This is a genomic window from Sphingobacterium sp. JUb20, from assembly GCF_004342035.1.
Lineage (GTDB): Bacteria > Bacteroidota > Bacteroidia > Sphingobacteriales > Sphingobacteriaceae > Sphingobacterium > Sphingobacterium anhuiense.
The window spans coordinates 189,269-210,956 of record NZ_SLYV01000002.1 but is presented as its reverse complement, the minus strand read 5'-3'; the positions used below and the strand labels follow the sequence as shown (position 1 = coordinate 210,956).

General features: G+C 36.4%; 13 protein-coding genes. 1 reads left to right on the top strand and 12 read right to left on the bottom strand.

All coding sequences use genetic code 11. The features are described 5' to 3' along the window. Nucleotides 1-182: 182 nt before the first annotated feature. From EDF66_RS04175 to EDF66_RS04130, 10 genes are all read right to left on the bottom strand, one after another. Nucleotides 183-1,703 carry a DUF6377 domain-containing protein gene (locus EDF66_RS04175; protein WP_243655985.1) on the bottom strand — a complete coding sequence of 507 codons (1,521 nt, stop codon included), beginning with the start codon at nucleotides 1,701-1,703 and terminating at the stop codon, nucleotides 183-185. Nucleotides 1,704-1,984: 281 nt separating this feature from the next. Then, nucleotides 1,985-4,270, bottom strand: a complete 2,286-nt coding sequence (locus tag EDF66_RS04170) for a GH92 family glycosyl hydrolase (protein WP_132840838.1) — start codon at nucleotides 4,268-4,270, stop codon at nucleotides 1,985-1,987. A 190-nt stretch (nucleotides 4,271-4,460) separates the two neighbouring features. Beyond that, nucleotides 4,461-4,517 (bottom strand): hypothetical protein, encoded by a 57-nt coding sequence (locus EDF66_RS26565; protein WP_410528406.1) that lies wholly within the window; start codon nucleotides 4,515-4,517, stop codon nucleotides 4,461-4,463. Between the two features lie 40 nt (nucleotides 4,518-4,557). Beyond that, entirely contained in the window at nucleotides 4,558-6,489 is a 1,932-nt protein-coding gene (locus tag EDF66_RS04160; protein WP_132840836.1) for a RagB/SusD family nutrient uptake outer membrane protein, read from the bottom strand. Nucleotides 6,490-6,499: 10 nt separating this feature from the next. Continuing rightward, nucleotides 6,500-9,754, bottom strand: coding sequence for a SusC/RagA family TonB-linked outer membrane protein (locus EDF66_RS04155; RefSeq protein WP_207898455.1), 3,255 nt, complete (start codon nucleotides 9,752-9,754; stop codon nucleotides 6,500-6,502). A 226-nt stretch (nucleotides 9,755-9,980) separates the two neighbouring features. Then, nucleotides 9,981-10,664 (bottom strand): response regulator transcription factor, encoded by a 684-nt coding sequence (locus EDF66_RS04150; RefSeq protein ID WP_132769474.1) that lies wholly within the window; start codon nucleotides 10,662-10,664, stop codon nucleotides 9,981-9,983. Nucleotides 10,665-10,667: 3 nt separating this feature from the next. Continuing rightward, complete coding sequence (locus EDF66_RS04145) at nucleotides 10,668-12,068, bottom strand: sensor histidine kinase (protein WP_165902364.1); 1,401 nt, start codon at nucleotides 12,066-12,068, stop codon at nucleotides 10,668-10,670. A gap of 102 nt (nucleotides 12,069-12,170) precedes the next feature. After that, complete coding sequence (locus EDF66_RS04140) at nucleotides 12,171-14,462, bottom strand: GH92 family glycosyl hydrolase (RefSeq protein ID WP_132840832.1); 2,292 nt, start codon at nucleotides 14,460-14,462, stop codon at nucleotides 12,171-12,173. 12 nt (nucleotides 14,463-14,474) lie between these two features. Continuing rightward, a complete protein-coding gene (locus EDF66_RS04135) occupies nucleotides 14,475-15,188 on the bottom strand; it encodes a basic secretory protein-like protein (RefSeq protein WP_132840830.1) in 714 nt (237 codons plus the stop codon). 6 nt (nucleotides 15,189-15,194) lie between these two features. Next, nucleotides 15,195-17,525, bottom strand: a complete 2,331-nt coding sequence (locus EDF66_RS04130; protein ID WP_132769482.1) for a GH92 family glycosyl hydrolase — start codon at nucleotides 17,523-17,525, stop codon at nucleotides 15,195-15,197. Nucleotides 17,526-17,781: 256 nt separating this feature from the next. Between EDF66_RS04130 and EDF66_RS04125 the strand changes: the two genes are divergently transcribed. Continuing rightward, nucleotides 17,782-17,973 carry a cold-shock protein gene (locus tag EDF66_RS04125; protein WP_021190047.1) on the top strand — a complete coding sequence of 64 codons (192 nt, stop codon included), beginning with the start codon at nucleotides 17,782-17,784 and terminating at the stop codon, nucleotides 17,971-17,973. A gap of 229 nt (nucleotides 17,974-18,202) precedes the next feature. On the opposite strand, the gene EDF66_RS04120 is transcribed toward EDF66_RS04125, so the two are convergent. Both EDF66_RS04120 and EDF66_RS04115 read right to left on the bottom strand, forming a co-directional pair. Further along, nucleotides 18,203-19,450, bottom strand: a complete 1,248-nt coding sequence (locus tag EDF66_RS04120; protein ID WP_207898453.1) for a glycoside hydrolase family 88 protein — start codon at nucleotides 19,448-19,450, stop codon at nucleotides 18,203-18,205. A gap of 115 nt (nucleotides 19,451-19,565) precedes the next feature. Then, nucleotides 19,566-21,473, bottom strand: a complete 1,908-nt coding sequence (locus tag EDF66_RS04115; protein WP_132840828.1) for a heparinase II/III family protein — start codon at nucleotides 21,471-21,473, stop codon at nucleotides 19,566-19,568. Nucleotides 21,474-21,688 lie beyond the last annotated feature (215 nt).

Here is a 21,688-nt window from a genome sequence, read left to right as displayed (position 1 = left end):
TTAGTTTGAGAACTACTCAAATAGCCATAGAATTCCCCAGCTCTATGACAAAAACAAAGCTACTAGAACGCTGAGCGGGATAAAAGGGTCTAAATCTAAAAAGTACTGATCATATTTTTTAAACACCTTAAAACAAGACGGTTAAATAAAATTCAGGGAGTTAAAAAGTACTAAATTGACCTTTAAGAGCGATCAATTACTGCAATTTGTCGGACTTGATCTTCAAAATCATCTCGATTTCCAACGGCTTTATTGCGGACTTTTGTCCGATAGTTATATACTGTGCGAAGGGAGTAACGTAAGAAACTCGCAATCTTAACACTGTCTGAAATGCCCAGACGAATCAAGGCAAAAATACGGAGCTCAGTATTTAGAAACTCACCTTTCTTGGGTAGGATTTGCTCATCTGGAGCAAGCAGTTTATTGAAATCTGTAACAAATGAAGGATATAGATTTAAGAAAATGCGGTCAAAATTAATATATAACTGCTGCACTTCCCGTTCGACCATCTGTGTGGATTTCAGTTGATCTTTGATCGCATCCCATTGTTGGGCACTGGCTTTCTTAAGAAGTGCTTTCCGGATGTCTTCCATCTTATCAATATAATTGGAACAGAGATCAAAAAATTGGGCGATATATTCTTCTTTGATGTGATTTGATTCAAAGAGCTGCATGTTTTTATCATTGACCTCTTCATTCAGTTTACGTAAATTGCTGTTGGTCATCGAAAGCTCTTCACGTGTTAACCTTAATCGTTGTACCTGCCTAAAGATAAATACCAAACCGATAATCAAGATCAATGATAAAAAGCTAATGACAATTAACATCACTTGTAACTGTCTATTCTGGGTATTGATTTTCTTCTGATAAGCTGCGTTAATAATCGGATAAAAAGATGTGCCTTCTACTATACGATAACGAACATTACAACCCATTGCGTCATCGATCGCTTTTTCAATAAATTTAAATGCATGATCAAAGTCGCGTAGCTCATAATAAGTCAATGCCAGATCTTGCAAAGAGGCATTGTCACGATTAGCAATTTCAATATCAGCAATTGCTGACTGCGCAAAATAATAACGCTGTGCGATTATATTTTTTTCCTGCTTATAGATTAGTCCTATGAAATAGGCAATAAGTGCTCTTTGTTCTAAATCTTCTTTGTTTTCCTTCCACATGGCTTTAAATAAGGTCTTAGCCTCTTCTCGCTGTCCTTGAAATAGGATTTTAATCGCTGTTGCACTTTTAAACTGAGAAGACTGTGGATCAAGAACCATTAACAAGGAGTCTCGGTAACGCTCACTTGCCTGGTAGTATTTTTCATGATTATTGCTTTGGCCATAATGACTGTAAAAAGCGCTATAAGTTTCATAATATTGCGGTAATAATGTACTTGATAGTGTAGTGGGATTTAACTGTTGCAATACATGTTCTGCCTCAATGTACCTACCTATTGAAGAATAGATCCAAGCCAGATCTAGACTTACGGCTATTGATGACGAATCTGAATTTTTTAAAGCTAATTGTCGACATAGCATAATATAATGCAATGCTGAGTCGGATTGAAACTTTTTATAGTTTTTAAATATTTCGTAATTTTTCTTTAGATAGTCATGTTCATCTTTTTTTACCAAAGAGGCTTCCTGTTTAAGTTTAGCAATATGATCTTCTCTTTTTTTTACATAGAGTTCTTGATTTTCCATAACATAATCAAGCTTGCGATATAGACTTATACTATCGCTCAAATCTTGTGCAAAGACTGTTAAAATGAAAAAATAGAATAAAAAAAGAGTAATAAAACGTTTCGTCATTATTTAAATTCCCCAATGGTTGAAGATAAATATATCATATTTTAGCTATAAAAAACAAACAGGGGGCAGACAAAAAATTGTCGCCCCCTGTTTAACAGCCTAATAACAACCATTGTTGGCATTAAAGATCTCTTTTAAAAATTTTCGTTAGTACATTCAAAATTGATTTATTGCTACAATTTCATTTTACTGAATGAGTAGGGTGCATCAGTATCTTTAATTCCTCTTTTTTTGTTCGGTTTATCAGCCATATCAAATTGCAACTCCCCCCCTTTCATTAGCTCCTTATATTGAAAGAAATTCTTGGTATACATTTTCCCATTAACCTTTACTTCATTGACGTATACGTTATCTTTATTTTGATTAGTCGCGTCGATCTTCAGTGTTTTCCCATTTTGTAGATTTAATTTAACGGATTGAAATTGTGGTGATCCCAATACATATTCGCCCGAAGCTGGAGCTACGGGATAGAAACCTAAAGCTGAGAAAACATACCAAGCAGATGTTTGTCCATTATCTTCATCACCACAATAACCATCGGGAGTTGGCAGATAAAGCTTATCCATAATTTGGCGCACCCAATATTGTGCTTTCCAAGGCTCAGCAGCATAATTATAGAGATATGGCATGTGCTGAATTGGCTGATTACCATGTGCATATTGGCCCATATTCATGATTTGCATTTCTCTCATTTCGTGGATCATACTTCTGCTCTTCATGCCCTCGTAGCTTGGTATCACAAATACGGTATCAAGCATTGCATTGAAAGCCTTTTTACTACCCATTAAATCAATCAAACCTTGCGGATCATGGAAGACACAAAAACTCCAGTGCCACGCATTTCCTTCAGTATACTCTTTAGACCAGGCACTTGGATCAAAAGGTGTAATAAAAGTACCATCAGATTTTTTTCCCCGCATCAATTTTGTCTCAGCATCATAAATATTTTTATAATTCATGGCACGCTTTGCATAAATTGAAATTTCTGAATTTGGTTTTCCTAAGGCTTTTCCAAATTGATAGATACTCCAATCATTATAGGCATATTCCAAAGTTCTGGCGACATTTTGATTGATATTCTTATCAATTGGTATAAACCCTAATGTATTATACAACTCATGACCGAACCTTCCTGTTGCTGAAATTTTAGGATGAGCGTTATTTGCCCCATGCACGACAGCGTCCCATAATAGATCAGCATCATATCCTTTTCTTCCTGTTGCAAAAGCATCTGCCACCACTGAGGCCGAATTATTACCGATCATTGACTCACGATGCCCCGGGGAAGCCCATTCTGGTAAAAATCCACTTTCCTTATATGCATTTACCAGTCCAGCCTGCATACGATCATTCATTTCAGGGTAGATGAGATTCAATAAGGGAAATAAGCTTCTAAATGTATCCCAAAATCCGGTATCTGTAAACATTTCTCCGGGTAGAACCTGTCCGTTATAAGGACTATAATGCACCCTTTTTCCTTTTGCATCTATTTCTGAGAAATCTCGCGGAAATAAAGTCGAACGATACAAACAGGAATAAAAAGTTTTTAAACGATCAATATCTGGATCTTTCACCTCAACACGTCCCAATACTTCATTCCATTTCGCTTTTCCTACCGTAACTATCTCATCAAACGTTTTGCCTTTAACTTCTTTAAGGTTTAGCTCCGCTTGTTCAAAACTGATGAATGATGATGCAACACGAGCGATAACCTGCTCACCTCGTTTCAAATTTTTAAATCCTACGATAGCACCTGCATGGTTATCTTTCATTTCTAATACATCATTTTTGATATCGCCACTCTTTACAGCTGCTTTAAAATCAAATGAACGATCAAAAACGATGACAAAATAGTTTTTAAAGTTATCAGGCACGCCACCACTATTCCGGGTGTTATACCCGATTATCTTATTTTCTTCTGGAATTACTTTAATGTATGATCCTTTATCGAAAGCATCAATAACCACCTGAGCTGCTGCAGTTTTTGGAAATGTAAAACGAAATATTGCCCCTCGCTCCGATGGTGTTAATTCTGTAGTCACATCATGATCTGCAAGATATACACTATAGAAATACGGTTTTACGACTTCTGCTTTATGGGAAAACCAGCTCGCACGCTTTTCTTGGTCAAAAACTGGTTCTCCAATTGTTGGCATAATAGAAAACTGTCCATAATCATTATTCCAAGGACTTGGCTGATGGGTTTGTTTAAAACCTTTGATTTTATCGGCCGTATAGGTATAGACCCAGCCATCACCCATACTCCCTGTTTGTGGTGTCCAGAAATTCATGCCCCATGGCATTGCAATAGCTGGATAGGTATTCCCATTTGACAATTCGTACTTAGACTGTGTCCCGATCAATGGGTTGACATAATCGACAGGACTAGATGACTGTGCTTTGCTCAACTGAACAGAGAGCAATAAAACTAATGCTCCTAAAATTTTTTTAAAATTCATTATTGTATTTTTCATTTTGATTGAAACCGCAGGAAGCAAGGTTTCAATCTTAATATTTAAATTTTGTTAAATTTACGTATCCCTGCATTAACTTAATAAATGATACTGTTATAATTACAAAAATTTTAGGTTAAAGAGCATAAAACAAATCAAGGTCTTAAAAAGACCTCGATTTGATTACAAACAAACACTACCAACCTACATTTTGAATTAGTTTCTCATTTTTCAGTACTTCATTATTCGGAATTGGAAATAGATAATCCCGCTTTTTAAAGATTCTTGTTTTATTACCATCCAGGATTTTGTCCTAATGTTGGAGATTTCTGTAATTCTGGATCTAATATTGGAAACAAGTAATGCTTAGGTGCATCAAAAACACGATTTTCAACAAAAAACCTTTCCATTCTATAATGCTTTGTTCCAATTTCAATCTTTCCATTTGGATCTTCTATTGGGCGCATGCCATTGATCATATTTTGTAACTTAGGATATGCGGCCCTGTTATTTTTCCAGTAATTAATACTGCGTTCCGTATCAGTAGCTCCTGCACTCTCAAACAAAGCCTTTTTAGCTTTTTCAACAGAACTGCTAGGTTCTAAATATAAACGAAAATCAAAAGCGCGTTTATTTTCATAAAAAAACTCTACTCTTCGCTCTCTTTTAATGTATTCATCCATTAAATTTTTGTCACTAAGGGTTGCTAAAGGCATTGGCACCATAAACGATCGTGAGCGAACCTGATTAATCAAATCATAAATTTCTTGTGTGGGACCATCAATTTGGTTTACAGCTTCAGCATAGATATAGATAAAATCTGGTAATCTCCAAACTGGGGGTGCACTGATCGAGACACTACCATTTCTATTCCAAGCTTCCTGCAAATATTTTCTCAAGTAATAACCAGTTTTTGTCGCATTATTAGATCCGATTCTATTCGCTCCTTCTGCAGTATTCATTTGCGAGGGATTATTATCTCCCCCCCTAAAAGCAGCACCATGGAAGATAATATCACGATAAAATCTTGGATCTCTCGCTACTGAAACGTATGGATTAGCGTCATCATATCCGTCAGATTTTGCTTTTTCACTATAGATCGGATATCCATAACCATCTGGCGAAATATATTCATACTCATCAACCTGTTCTTGAACCGGCATTTGACGAGACCCGCCGCCCCGACTCGGTGGATAAACATCTCCAAACCAGCCTTCACCTTTATACTTTGTAAAAAACAATACATACTCATTTTTAAATGCTTCCATATCGTAATACATCTGCCAAAGCCGAGTTGGCACCGTCGATTTATTTGTATTTTGGCCACCGCTATCTCCAAAATCAGTTTTGCTATACTTCTGAAACAAGCTATATCTTTTTCCTCCAGCTATTGTAAAATCTAGAACAGCTTTTGCGGCCTCCTTTGCTTTTACCCATCGATCAGGGCTTACAGCTGCATATTCACTTTCAAATTTTCTAGTTCCGGTATATCCTTTAGCAGCGGCCCCATTCCACAATGGAGTAGCTGCCATCCATCTAGCCTGCGCGATTAAACCCAAACATGCTCCTTTGTCAATGCGTCCAAAATTTTGACCTTCCCATTTTTCTGGCACTCTTTTATAAGCTTCCTCGGCATCTTTAACAATCTTTTCAACCACAGTATGAAAAGATTGTTTTTCAAAATTCATATTCTCAGTTGCTGTAATTACGTGGTCCACATAAGGAATTTCTCCATATATTCGAATCAACAACAAATGAAAATAAGCACGCATAAAATATATTTCGCCTATTCGCATTGGTAAAGAGCCAGGCTCAAGGATATCATCGGGTGTATTGTATTTGGTTACGCCTTGCAATACAACGTTTGTACGACGGATACCATCGTATAAACTATTCCAAAATTGTCCATTATCACCGGGCAATTCATTCACACTCCAGTCGCCTGTATTATATCGATTTGTAATATTGCCTTCTACAGAAGAGCCCTCAGCCTCATCAGTAATGGCAGCACTTGAAAAGTGATAAAACCAAGATATAGGTTGATTAGCACCTTTAGCTTTTGCATATATATCAGTTACCAGTTGATTGACTTTATCATATCTTGTGAAAATCTCATCTTCACGAAGTTGATCATCAGGCAATTTATCGAGGTATTTATTACAACCAAGACAAAAGAAAATAACTGTAATTACTGATATACTTAAAATAAATTTATTCATTTTCATAATCTCACTATTAAAAATTAAGATTCAATCCAAAATTATAGATCTTTGAAATCGGGTACCAATATCCACTGGCATTACCCATTTCAGGATCGATACTTAGATCCTTTAGACCAGACCATGTTAATAGGTTCATCCCTTGAGCATAAATTCTTAATTGGTTCAAACCAATTCTTTTCAACATTTGCTTCGGAAAATTGTATCCTATTTCAATATTCTTGAGCCTTAAATATTTCGCATCATATAAAAAGAGACTACTTTCACTATTTTTATTATTAGCTGAATTTCCCATATGTAAAGCCGGATAGGTTGCCGTTTCTGCAGTTTCTGGTGTCCAGCGCCCTAGGTGTATTGGTCTTACAGATCCAAACTTATCTTGATCAAAATTAGGGAAATCCCATGCTGCTGCATCTTTTAATACAATAGAAGAATTTAATGCGCCCTGAAATAATAGACTGAAATCAATGCCTTTATACTGTAATGTAATTGGGACACCAAATTGAATCTCTGGACTTCTTGGGTTACCCATAACTGTTCTATCACCTAGATCTGTAATTTTCCCATCGCCATTTAAATCCTTATAGACAACATCACCTGGCCCTACTTTACCCCAAGGTTGATACTGGCTTGAATTCAATTGATCAGCTTCTGCTTGATCCTTTACAAAATGATCAAATTGGTATAAAAAGTTTTCATAAAGACGTTTTCCTGTGGCCTGTCTATATGAATATTCACGTGGAATTTCCTGTCTGTAAATCAACTTATTGCGAGCAAATGTAAAATTAGGTTTAACAAAAAATCTAAAATCATCGCCAATCATATCTGAATAACTCAATTCGATATCAATACCTCTGTTTCTTACTTTTCCAATGTTGATCAATGGAGATGATTTGCCAACAACACCAGGAAAACTAATATCAGTAGACTGCAATTCAGTTATAATATCATAACGATAATCTTCAAATACATCAATATTTAGGTTGACTTTATTGCTCATAAATGCCATATCTAAACCTATATTTGTTTTTCTTGATTTTTCCCAACTAATATTTTCGTTTGCCAAACGTCCTTCACGTGCTCCTCCCAACGAATTATTGAAGTTCTGATCGCCAAAACTATAACCATCACCACCACCATAAAAAGCTAAATAGCCAAATCTACTATCTCCAGGCATCTTATCATTCCCAACTAACCCCATAGAAGCTCTCACTTTCAAGAAACTCAACCAGTCCTTCATACCATCCATAAACTTTTCTTTGCTGACAACCCAGCCAACAGCCCCCGCAGGAAAAAAACCAAACCGCTTACCTTTTATAAAATTTTCGGAGCCATTGTAACCAAAGTTAAATTCGCCTAAATATTTTTCAGAATAATTATAGGTAAACTGTCCAGTAAGGCCTTGATAACGAATATCAACACCCGCTTTTGAATTAGCTGCATCATAGATAGATTGACTTGACCTATTAAACAATAGCATACTGGCTACAGTATGTTTATCATTAAAAGATCTATTATAATTTACCTTTGCCTGTAAAAAAGTACGGTTAAAGGGACTACTTTGTGTAAAAGTATTACCTAAGGTCTGATCGATTGTAAATTTATTACCATTTGTATATAATCCTTCATAATGACCACCATTCATGAATACATCAATACCACCTACAGGTTGAAAGGTCGCATAACTCGGATATTCACGATACCCCTCACTATATGTCCCTAACTGTCGATAAAGCCATTGTTGTTCTTTAGCATCGTAAGAAAATACACCATCAACAGATAATCCTTTTGTTAAAAAGTCTAAATTCCAACCAGCTGCAAAACTTCCTTCCAATACTGTATTCTTTTCGGTGTGATAACCTGACCTAGTCAACTCACCTAAAACATTATAACGGTATATTTGATTTCCAAATAACAGACCTGACGGGTTGTTCAATAAATAGTTTTCTGTAGAGGGTTGTGCATTAGGTTCATTAACAATAGGCAAGTAAGGAGGTTGCGTCATAGCCAAAGTTGTTAATCTTGACGCTGATGTCCCCGGAGAAGTACGATCGGTTATGCGGGCGCCTAAATTCAATTTCACCCATAAATTCTTCGTAATATTAACATCTATATTCGACCTGAAGTTATAACGTTGAAATTTAGGTGAAACATTGTATTTGGAAAGATCCACGTGATCATAATTATTATCTTGTCCCATAAATCCGCCCATAACAAAATATTTGGCAACATCATTTCCTCCGCGAATAGAAAGATTATATTCATGTTGCGGAGCTGCTCGGAATATATAATCAAAATAATCCCAATTATAACCTAATCCATCACTATTATCACCCTTCGCTTTTCTAAAATTATTTATTGCTTCTGCACTAAATAATTTTAATGTCGAAGGATCACTTCCATTCAGTTTAGCATCATTGGTCATAGCTTCATTATAAAGTGTCGCATAATCCGCTGATCCCAATAATTCTGGTAATTGTGCAGCTGAATTTATTCCATAAGAAGCTCTGAAATTAACAGATGCTTTATCTGATGACTGCCCTCTTTTGGTTGTCACCACGATTACTCCATTGGCTCCACGAATACCATAAGGTGCTGTTGCTGAAGCATCTTTTAAAATAGAAACGGTTTCAATTTCATCAGGAGCCAAGTAGCTCATATCGCGTTCTATACCATCTACAATAATGATTGGCGATTGATTTCCATAAGTTGATTTACCTCTAATAAGAAGTTCAGATCGATCAACGCCCGGTTCACCACCAGCATATTGATTCACAATCAAACCAGGCAAGCGCCCTGCAAGCATGTTGTTAATATTTGCTGCAGGGCTCTGAATCAAATCTTTTGTTGTGATCGTTGAAACTGCGCCAACGACATTACGCTTCTTTTGCGTTGTATACCCAACTACAACCACATCCTCTAAAGCTTTAACGTCCTCCACAAGGCTAACCTGTACTAAAGTTCTGCCATTCAGAGCAATTTGTTGAGGTTGAAAACCTATAGATGAAAAAGTGATGACCGCCTCCCCATAGGGCACTTGTATCCGATATTTACCCGAAACATCTGTTTTTGTTGACTTTCCCGTAGCTTTAACAACGACTGTTACTCCCTCTATTGGTCGTCCAGTAGAATTATTAAGAACAGTCCCTGAAACATAGCCCTCTTCCTGCAAAACGGGAGATATAGAAATACCATGAAGCAATGAAGCTTTAACTTGATACAAACTACAGCAGGATAGCATTAGAAATAATGGAATTACTTTTCTTTTCATAAATTAAATTTTATAATCAGTTGACTAAACGAAAAGGTTTGTTACGACATATTGATTTCTAAAAATTGGTTAGAAAAAGAAAATCAACATTTTTTTACTGTGTCTTATTTAAGAAAATTTGCATAAAACAAATTGGCAAAAAAAACAAAACTAATTCGATTTACTAAAGATAAAACTTAAGAAATTAGAAACTTGTTAATCAATTGTTAACATCATTCTTTTTCTATTAATTCCTGATTAAACGGGTGATAAAGCCAACTTTGTAGATTGTTTCAATTTTTAATTGATTAGAATTTAAGAGCACTTTCCGTATTCTAGAAATAAAGACATCTAGACTGCGTCCCATAAAATAGTCACTTTCCCCCCATAGTTTATTGAGTATTTCTTCTCTGGTCAGTACACGATCTAAATTTTGCAATAGATATTTCCACACTTCAAATTCACGTGCAGTCAAACGTAATGTTTTCCCTCCATTAACACGTACTTCCATAGCACTGCAATACAAAACAACATCTGCAATTTGTAGTTCTTCTATCTTTTTCTCTTTGCCACGCGCTAAAATATTGTTCATGCGCCATAAGAGCTCTTCCGTATCAAATGGTTTGGTGACGTAATCTTCTGCTCCTAGCTTGAGTCCTGCAATACAGCTTTCCTTTGCATTGCGTGCTGTTAAAAACAAGAAACGAAATTCAGGTTTCAAAACCTTTATCCGCTTCACCAATTCAAAACCATCAAATGATGGCAGTTGAACATCGACTAGCAATAAATCGAAATTTTGTTTTTTACTCAACATTAAAGCTTTATCCCCATCATCGACTAGCTGTACATGAAACCCACTTCTTTCCAGATACCATTGTACCTCTACTCCAAGATCTGCATCATCTTCTATAAGTAATATTTTTCCTTCCATATCCTATTTACTAATTGGAATTATTATTCTAAAAATAGTCCCCTGATCTTGAAAAGTCTCCAGGTCGAGTTTCCATTTATGTACCGCAACAATATTATAAACAAAATATAAACCCAACCCTAATCCTGTTGAGGATCTGATCTGCCGACCTCTTTGGAACTTATTAAATATGCGACTTCGATCCTGTTTATCAATTCCAAATCCATTGTCGCCAATTTCAATCATTAACGATTTTGGGGAAATATATAAAACATTTACTTGCACTCTCTTGTGTTCACTTACGTTGTATTTCAATCCATTTTCAACTAAATTAGTGATTAAAGTGGTTAACATAAAATGATCGTAATAAACATATAAATCAACTGTATGAGGTTCAAAATTCAATACTACAGTTGCTTCTTTTTTCCATTTAATTTGACTATCAAGAATAATATCATTGAGATCTTTTACTAAAAGATGTTTTTGAAATTGTGCAGCCTGTGGATCAAAAGCTGACACCTCCAATGCTTGATTGATCAGTTTATCTAATCTTTGGGTCTGCCTAGTGATGACATCCACACTTCTGTAACCACCTTCCCATTTTTTATCTTCCAGGTCTGCTTTTAAATTTTTGACAGAGACCTGTATGGTTGTTAAGGGTGTCTTAAATTCATGCGTCACATGATTAAAAAAATCGGCTGAAATCTCATTCAATTTTTTTTGTCTTACCCAATTCCTCATGGTGATGAAAAATAAAAAAACAATAACGACAATACTACTGCTAGACAAAAGTAGCAATGGAGCAATAGCCATAACTATATTTTTTACCTGATTGTGCTTACTAGCATATAACTTAAAGGCAATTAAGCTAGAATTATTGGAGGGAACTGTAACCGTAATGGCAGAGACAATATTTTGCGGACGAACGACCTCAAACTTTCCATCGATTAATCCATCTTGATCTGTCGAATTAACTTCAAACAATGAGTAATAGATTTTACCGTCAAACGTTAGCGCCAGCTTATCCAAATACAAAGCATAATCATACTCGGTCAAGTCCAGTTTTAGGTTTCGAATGATATTGTGAAACTGAATCTCAAAATCTGCTTTCTTTTTTAATTCTACCAAAATTTCATTTCCCAGATCTTTTAATTTACGGCGAAAAAGCTTTGGGTCTTCATGATACAGCTTTAGTAATGTTTCATACTGTGGTACCAAGATCGAATCAATAATTGCCTGCCCCCCTGGATACAACTTGTCATTGATGATAGATTCCTCATATGCTAATTTGATCTCTGCCTTTTCATTTTTCAAGAACTCAAGCTGTTCAATTTTATAAACGCTCGATATCAGTCTCAATTGAAGTAAAATTAAGACCACAAAGCTGGTAATGGCTACTGCTTGAATGATCTTAATTTTACTCATCTTCTTATTCATAAACTTTATCATTGACAGGTCCACAATAAACGATCTGATCTATGCTTTTATGAAACTTGATTTATTTATATGATAGGTCAATATGAAAATCTATTTCCCTGGCTTATTAGTCATCTCAAATTGCAGTGCCCCTCCATTCATAATGGCAGCATAAGAAAGTTTCAAATCAGCTAAAGGTTGACCATTTAAGCTTACTTTTTTTACATAGACATTTTTTTCGGATTGATTTTTCACATCTATTGTAATCGTTTTCCCATTTTCTAGGTTAATCTTTGCCGATTTGACCAATGGACTCCCTATCCAGTAAGCATCATCTCCAGGTGCAACTGGATAAAAGCCCAAAGCAGTAAATAGATACCATGCAGACATCTGCCCACAGTCATCATTTCCACCTAAGCCTGCATGTCCATTATGATATTGATTCCGGATGATCTGACGTACACGAGCTTGTGTTTTCCAAGGGCTAGCGGTTTGATTATATAAATATGCGACATGGTGCGATGGTTCATTACCATGTACATAGTTACCAATAATTCCATCGCGAGTGATATCTTCTGTATGTTCGAAATATTTATCTGGTAATTCCATTGTAAACAAGGAATCCAGATAGTTTTCTAATTTTTTGGGTCCCCCCATCATTTCCATCATAGCCACTGGCTGATGTGGTACATATAAACTGTAATTCCAAGTATTACCCTCTATGAATCCTTGACCATGGGTCTCCAAAGCATCGAATTTAGATCTAAATATTCCTTTTGCATCTTTAGGTCTCATAAAGCCGATAGAATGATCATAAACATTTTTCCAATTTGATGCTCTTTTAATAAAATCTTTGTAGATGTCGTCTTTACCTAATTTTTTAGCAAGTTGCGCGATACACCAATCATCATAAGCATACTCCAGTGTATTGGAAACTGAAGTCCCAGAAATTTCATCTGGTACATATCCTAAATCGATATAGGATCCTATTCCTTCATATTTACGTGCATTTGCTGTTTGAACGCATGCAGCCAACGCGGCTTCAGCATCTCCTTTGTAAACTCCTTTCAAAATTGCATCTACTACCACCGAGACTGAATGATACCCACTCATGCACCAATTATCATTGGCATAATGCGACCAAATAGGCAACATTTTCAAGACACTTTGATCATAGTGTGCCATCATGGATGATACCATATCGGCATTGCGCGTAGGATTGATTAAATTCATTAATGGATGGAATGCCCTAAAAGTATCCCATAACGAAAAAGAGGTGTAATTGGTAAATCCTTTTGCCTGATGCACTTCTTGATCCAAACCTTTGTATTCTCCATTCACATCCATATACACTGTCGGCATCAGACTGGCATGGTACATGGCGGTGTAGAAATTAATCAGATCTTCTTTGTTCAGCATATCCACCTGTACTTTGTTCAGTTCCTGCTCCCACGATTTTTGACCCACTTTCACATAATTTTCAAAGTTCCAATCTGGTGCTTCGTGTTCCATATTCGCAAGCGCATTCTTCATACTTACGGGACTTAGTGCTACCTTCATCAAAACCTCCTCACCATCCTTCGTGTCAAAATCCAGATTCATTTTGATCTGATGTGCGGCTAAATCTGGAAAATTATTTTTTTGATCAAATTTTCGCCAAAAACCCGCATAAACCTGTTTTGCATCTTCATACTTAGCTCCATAATTTTTAAATGCTTTCGAAGTTTTAATCGCAAAATAAACTGTCCTTGTTCGAGCCCACCCATTAGTTTGACGGTAACCTACGATCGTCGAGTCATTCAAAACACGGACTACAGTCCAAACATTTTTAGCTTCGTAATTATAAATACCGGCGGTTAAATCTAAGATCAAGTGTGAAGCATCAGATTTTGGAAATGTATACCGATGTATGCCCACACGACTTGTGGTCGTCATCTCGGCTTTAATCTGATGTTTGTCTAAGAGTACCTTATAATAATTTGCTTCTGCAACCTCATTACTGTGTGAATATGGTGAACGATATCCATCCTGTGGTCTATCGGCAGTACCTGGATTCAACTGAACTTTACCCTGTGTGGGCATAACTAAGATGTCACCCAGATCTGAATGTCCTGTGCCACTAAAATGAGTATGGCTGAACCCAACGATGGTCGGATCATCATATTGGTATCCTGCACAATACTTGTAGACATCACCATTATATTTACCATTCATAGCATATGGAATGGTGTCTGTATCAGGACTTAGCTGTACGGCCCCAAATGGTACTGTTGCTCCTGGAAATGTATGCCCCATGCGGGCTGTACCAATTAAAGGTTTTACGTATTGTATTAAATTGGACTGCGCCTGTAGCAGGTTAGGAAACAGGAACAATCCTAAATATAGGAGTTGTTTACTTTTCATAAGTTTAGATTTTTAAAGACTTGGAGCCTGGCTATAGTTTTTCCATAACTCATCTAGTGTCTTTCCGGTTTGCTTTTCCCAAAATCCATCTGTAAAGGTTTTATTCCGCATTGCCAAATCTAGATTTTTAACAAATCCTTTTTTTACCTTTTTCTCTATCCAAAAGAAAAAACGGGCGGTTACACGATAAGAGTCTGTATACTTTTGGCTTGCATTCCATTCTGGTAATTTCCAATTTGCACCAGCATTGTCTATACCATCGGCAAAACGGACATAATCAGCGATTCCTTCTGTAATCCACCAAGGTCCAGAGCCATTGGGGTAGCCTTGCACGATATGCATCACTTCATGGGTTACGACATCTATATCCCCTGGGTTCTTCGCAAACCATTCAGGACTATACCTTACTATTCCACCGGCTGTGGCGGCTACTCCTTTATAATCGGGATCGATCACAAAAGATACTTTTTTCATTGTCTTTTTGTTATACGTTTTTGCCAACTTCGGGTAATTGACAAAAAAAGTATGGATCAATTTTTCTTTCAAAACAGGGCTGAAATCTTTATCCTTATTTATCCAAATCAATGTGTAACCATTCTTTGTAATACTATCCGTATCAACTGCTACCTTACGATCATGTTCTGTATGGTTCCAGTTATCTTGAGCAAGGGCTGATTGACCAGCAATCAACCCTATTACACAACCAACTATCTGACTAAATTTCATTTGTCATTATTTTTTAAAAACTGTCTTTAATTCTGTACTCATCGAATAAGGGGCTGCGTCTAATGTAGCTCCGCGGTTGTAGTTTGGTTTAGAAGTCATATCAAAGGAGAGTGTTCCACCTTTCACTAATTCTTGGTGGCTCAACCAATTCTTAGTGTAGGATTTTCCATTAACTTTTAAGTCATTGACATAGAAATTCTGTGCACTAGCTTGATTTCCGATGATCTCTACTGTTTTACCATTTTCCAGTTTTAATGTTGTTTTTGCGAAAAGTGGTGCCCCCAATACGTATTCATCGGTAGCAGGACAAACCGGATAAAATCCAAGTGAAGAGAAAACATACCAAGCCGAAGTTTGACCATTATCTTCGTCTCCACAATAACCATCGGGAGTAGCTTGATACATACGATCTAAGACCTGACGAACCCAATATTGTGTTTTCCAAGGTTGGGCACTATAATTATACAAGTAGATCATGTGTTGGATGGGTTGATTACCATGCGCATACTGTCCCATATTCGCGATCTGCATTTCACGAATTTCATGGATAGTACCCCCATAATAACTATCATCGAAAGCTGGTGGCTGTGTAAATACACTATCTAACATCGTATTAAATTGTTTATTACCCCCCATCAAACCGATTAATCCTTCTATATCGTGAAAAACACTCCACGAGTAATGCCAGCTATTGCCTTCGGTAAATGCATCACCCCATTTCAATGGATTGAATGGGCTCTGAAATTTGCCATCTTTATTCTTTCCGCGCATTAAGTTTGTTGAAGAATCAAATAGATGACGATAATTTTGTGCTCTTTTTGCGTACAGTTCAATATCTGCTTTCGGTTTTTTTAATGCTTTGGCTAATTGATAAATTGTAAAATCATCATACGCATACTCCAGTGTACGTGCTGCGTTTTCATTGATTCCTACATCATAGGGCACATAACCTAATTTGTTATAGTACTCAACTCCTTTACGGCCTACTGCAGTCATTGGTCCCTCATTGTTAGCCCCATGCTTCAAAGCCTCATAAAGTGTATTGATATCATATCCTCTCAATCCTTTAATATAGGCATCAGCCACTACAGAAGCAGAGTTATTACCGACCATGATATCTGCAAAACCCGGACTACTCCACTCTGGAAGAAATCCACCTTCTAAATATGCGTTTTTCAATCCTTCTTGCATTTCAACATTGATGGATGGATACATGAGATTCAGGAATGGATATAGCGCTCTGAACGTATCCCAAAAACCTGTACCACCATATAAATATCCTGGTAATATTTTTCCATTATATGGACTGTAATGTACCTTTTCTCCAGAGGCATTGATTTCATATAATTTATTTGGAAAGAATAACGTACGGTATAAGGTCGAATAGAAAGTACGCATCTGATCGATATTATCACCTTCTACAGCTAATCGACCTAGCTTTTCATTCCAGATCGCTCTTCCATCAGCCTTTACTTGATCAAAAGTACGGTTACCTAATTCATTGAGATTGAGCAGTGCCTGCTCTGCACTAATAAATGAAGAAGCTACACGAACTTGAACAGGTTTAGATTTATCTTTTACTTTAAAGCCTAAAATTGCTCCGGTCTGATCTGCAGTGGATTTTAATTTACCTTTAAAACGTTCCTTACCTTCCCAAGTTGAGTAATTGTCAAAAGGTTGATCAAATATTAAGACAAAATAATTCTTAAAATTTGTCAATTTTCCACGAGAGTATCGTGTAGAATAACCGATAACCATATTCTTTTCAGGAATAATCTGTACTTCAGATCCCTTATCGAATGCATCAAGGACAACAAATGCTGAATCTGTCTTATTAAAAGAAAATTTAAAATAAGCGGCACGCTCTGTCGGTGTTAATTCTGCCGTTACATCATGATCCGCTAAATACACGGAATAATAGTAAGGAGTTGCTTTTTCAGCTTTATGTGAAAACCAACTGGCTCTTTCTTCTTGATCAAAAGCGGCTTTACCCGTTACTGGCATTAAAGAAAACTGTCCGTAGTCATTCATCCATGGAGACGGCTGATGCGTCTGCTTCAATCCTCTTATTTTATCTGCGGCATAGGTATATTGCCAGCCATCGCCATTTTTCCCGGTCTGAGGAGTCCACATGTTCATACCCCATGGTAATCCGATTGCAGGATATGTATTTCCGTTTGACAGCGAAGGTTTTGAATCTGTTCCCATAAGCGGGTTGACCAAATCAACAGGATCAACAGCTTTGCCATTTAATTTCTGGGCAGAAACAGTATTCGTACAAAATAAGGATAGGCTTAAACTCCATGCTATCCCCCATTTTAGGGTTTTAAAAATCATATGTGGTAAGTTAAATTGACATAAATTGGGTATTTCAACATCATAGCGAAGAAATAATTGATTTAACGAGATTAAAGATAAAACCTTTTAGCAATAAATAAAAATAAAATTAACAGCAATTCGCAATTCCTATCTTCTTTATTACAAAGGAGGTATAACAAAAAACAGAAATGTCATCTGAAAGTCTTTTTTACTCACCTTTGGGAAATTATCACATATTTAGCCTATCCTTGTATCAATATAATTTTTAAATAAAATGAATAAAGGAACTGTAAAGTTTTTCAATGAAACTAAAGGATTTGGTTTTATTACCCCTGAAAATGGTGGAGACGATGTATTTGTACACATTTCAGGCTTAAAAGACCAAGTTAGAGAAGGCGATAGCGTTAGCTACGAAATTGAAAACGGAAAAAAAGGCTTAAATGCTGTTAATGTAAGAATAAACTAATTACTATTATATTTTCTTGCAAAAGCAGCTTCCTCACAGGAAGCTGCTTTTTTTTGTTACAAACAGCAAAAACTCAAATCCAGATATACGATCTTTTAACTCCAGCATAAAAGATTCTTTAACGGTTCTTTTCGACCGTAAAAAAATGCTAACATAAATATGCTCAAGAACACTTAAATCCTTGAGCATAACTATACGATATAAAATATATTTTCCTTTACAGATTTTCTTATTTCAATTCGGACAATCTTGTCAAACCTTCCAAATAATAATAATCTGCATAAGCCAGTGGCACATCAATCTCCGAGTTGTGAGGTATACTTCCAACACTATGTTTTAATAAAAAGCCTCCATTTGTCCCATAGTCAGCAAAATAAGCTGGTCCAGATAATGTTTTTAGAGTTGACTTAGCAAAGTCTAAATAAGATCTACTCTCTTTCCCTGTAGTAAAAGTAGATAGGTCCACCAATGCTGATGCAACAACCGCCGCCGCTGAAGCATCTCTCGGTATATAATCAAGCTTCAAGTAGGCAAAGTCAAGATCTGACTTATACCCTTCCTGCTGTGCATTAAAATCCCAGTAAGGAATCTTATCCTTAGGTAAATTCTTATGATTCATATAAAAACTTGCCGCAGCTTTAGCTGTCTCCAGAAACTCTTTCTTTTTGGTTTCTTTATACATCATCGTAAAACCATAGATTGCCCATGCCTGGCCTCTCGCCCAAGTCGAATTATCAGCATAGCCTTGATTTGTTTGCCTATGGATGGCTTTTCCATTTTCATCATAATCCACAACATGGTAGGTACTGTGATCCGGACGGAAATGATTCTGTATTGTTTTGGTTGCATGGCTGATCGCAACATTTCTAAATTTAGGATCTCCTGTAATATCCGAAACATAACACAACATCTCCAAATTCAGCATATTATCAATAATAACAGGATACTGCCAAGTTGTTTTGCCATCCCATGACTTCTTTTTATTCCACGATTTAATCAATCCTACTTTTGGATTATAACGTTTTAAAGCCGTATTAGCTGCGTGAATGATAATATCTTTGTAAGCTTCTACCTTTTTTGGATCTTTGAGATATTTGATCGCATTACCATAAGAACAGTACATCACAAAACCAATATCATGGTGCTGGTCAAGGTTTTTCGCTTTCTCTAAAGCCTCGGTCCACTTTATCGCCTCGTTCTTTATTCCTTCGTCACCTGTTTTGTTGTATATGTACCAAAGCGATCCAGGAAAGAAACCTCCTGTCCAATCCCACTCACTCGTCACGACCAACTCTCCTTTCTTATTTATTGTTCTGGGAAAATTTCTCAATTTATCAGCTTCTTTTCCTAAGTATATATATTGCTTTTCCGAAGCTTCAAAACTTTTCTTGATAAATGGCAATTTTATAGGTATAAAACTTAGTGTTAAACCTGCCACTGTAAGCCCCAATAAAGGAATCAACATTTTTCTTTTCATAAAAATCTTCATAATATAAATAGTAAACACATAAAATCTCTTAATTAAATAGCATCTCAATATAATCTGTGCTATCTTTCTTTATAATAACACAAAGGATACTAGTCATTCAAAATTATTTGACGGTAAATATATAAGTACCTTTATCTTTTATTTTTTTCGCTTTCAATGATAATCTAAAGATAGCATCACCCCAGACCTGACTTAGTTTCATATCAGACTGAGGAATAGCCTCACATTCAGCATCAAATTCAGCAACATTATATTCCAGATGATATTTTCCTCCATTCAACGCAATCTTTCCCCCAGAAACAACCGGTTTTTCTGCCAATAAAAAATGAATTACATTAGATACTGTAGGTGTTTTAAGATCAAATTTATCTATTATTTCCAGCACCCCGTTTTTTAATTGATAACTACGATTCCATGAACTGATCGCAGCCTGACTTGAATAAGCTCCTGCAATATTCAGTTTAAACAACTTTTTCTTCGGATCAAATGATACATCTTGCGCCTTATATGAAGCTCCGAATACTTGATCATGACCATTGATCTGTGGCAGGTTGTGATAACCACTTTGCATGGACCAGATATCGTAACGTTCACTGCTAAAGGTCTTTTTATTATATGTACCAACACCGGCATCGATAAAAATAGGTTTTTCAGCACGATATAGAATAAATGTTCCGATGTCATTATGATTATGACTTTCATTATTATAACCGCCTTTCGCAGCAAAAAATAAATCGTCATCTTTCATGTATAAGAATTCTGTTTGCGGATACCACTTGTAGCTATTTGTTGGAAGTTTTCCCGACCCATTTTCAATTTCGTTCAAACTCAATAGATCTTCGAGACTTCTGAAGATATCACGATCTGATTTAAAAGAAGGTTTTCTTTTATTTTGCAGATAACGTGCAAAATCGATCATTTCTGTACTGTTGACAGCTTTTCCATAACGGTATATCAAATACGGGTCACCACCGCCTTTTGCAGAAGCATCGGCAAAATTTACAACCCAATTATCTCCGCCGATATATGACTGCGCAATATACTCTCCCATATTTCGAACCACGGGTTGATTGAAAATATTAATTTTATTACCTGTTGCATCTGCCAAGATCTTGAGGTAATCGTAGAGCTTACCTGCCGCATGCCCCCAATAAGAAGGCCCTTCTTCACAAGCTCCATCTGCTTTGACATAGTTCATAAACATATCGACAGATTGCATCGTTTTATATATACCGGCGCGCTGTTTCTCGACATCATCTTCGATGAGCAATAAACAGGTCAGTACATTAAAATTACACCAAGGATTCCAATTATTGACCATCTGATTCGGTTTTCCCGCAAGTGCTTGCCACCACATATCATTGCGGTTCAGATAGGGTGTAATAACTCGATCCTGAACTGATTTTTTTAGACGCCTGCTAATCTCGGGATTAATCTTATCCATTTCAGGATGCAGGTAATAGTATATCCAAGAAAGCATGGATCCCATATCGCCTGCGACTAGATCTACGACGTGTGTACCTTCTTGTGGTAGCGTACGTTTTGAAGATTGAAAAGCGGGTAGATGTGCAGATAATGACCAGGTACTCATCTCGGTAAAGTACCAGATGCCATTGATAATCTGATCTAAGTAACGTCCTTTTCCTTCAGCCAATTCGGCTAAAAACAAGTTGCTCAATGCGATCGCATTTTCATTCATCGGCTTCTCCATGATCACACGTGACCCTGTACGCTCATAAGCCAAGTAATCTGAGGCTTTCACAACCTGCCATTGATAATCTAGATCACTATTTCCTTTATTTAATAAAGTACCAGCTATTGTTTTCGTCAACTCAGACCAAGCTGCTCGATCCTGATATTCTGGGAATGGAACCCATTGCTTAGTCGGAAGCAGATCTCGTTGGAGATCTGCTGGATTAAATTTTCCGCTTAATAAATTTAGTTCATCTGCCTTTACCACTGCAAAAAAACAAATTTGTAAAAGCAATAAGCACATCAATAACTTCTTCATAAGATCTATGTTGATATAAATTTGGAAATAACCCTATTCATGTATTCACTCAATTTAACTCCTCTAGTAGTTCGCCACCAGCATTAAGATGCTGTATTCACTTTTCTTGATAAAAAGAGTCATCATATCTGTTGATGCCAAATTTGAAATTAAAAAGTGTATTATCATAACAATAAGATTTAAACGGAATATTCTGTATTAACCATAATTTGAAA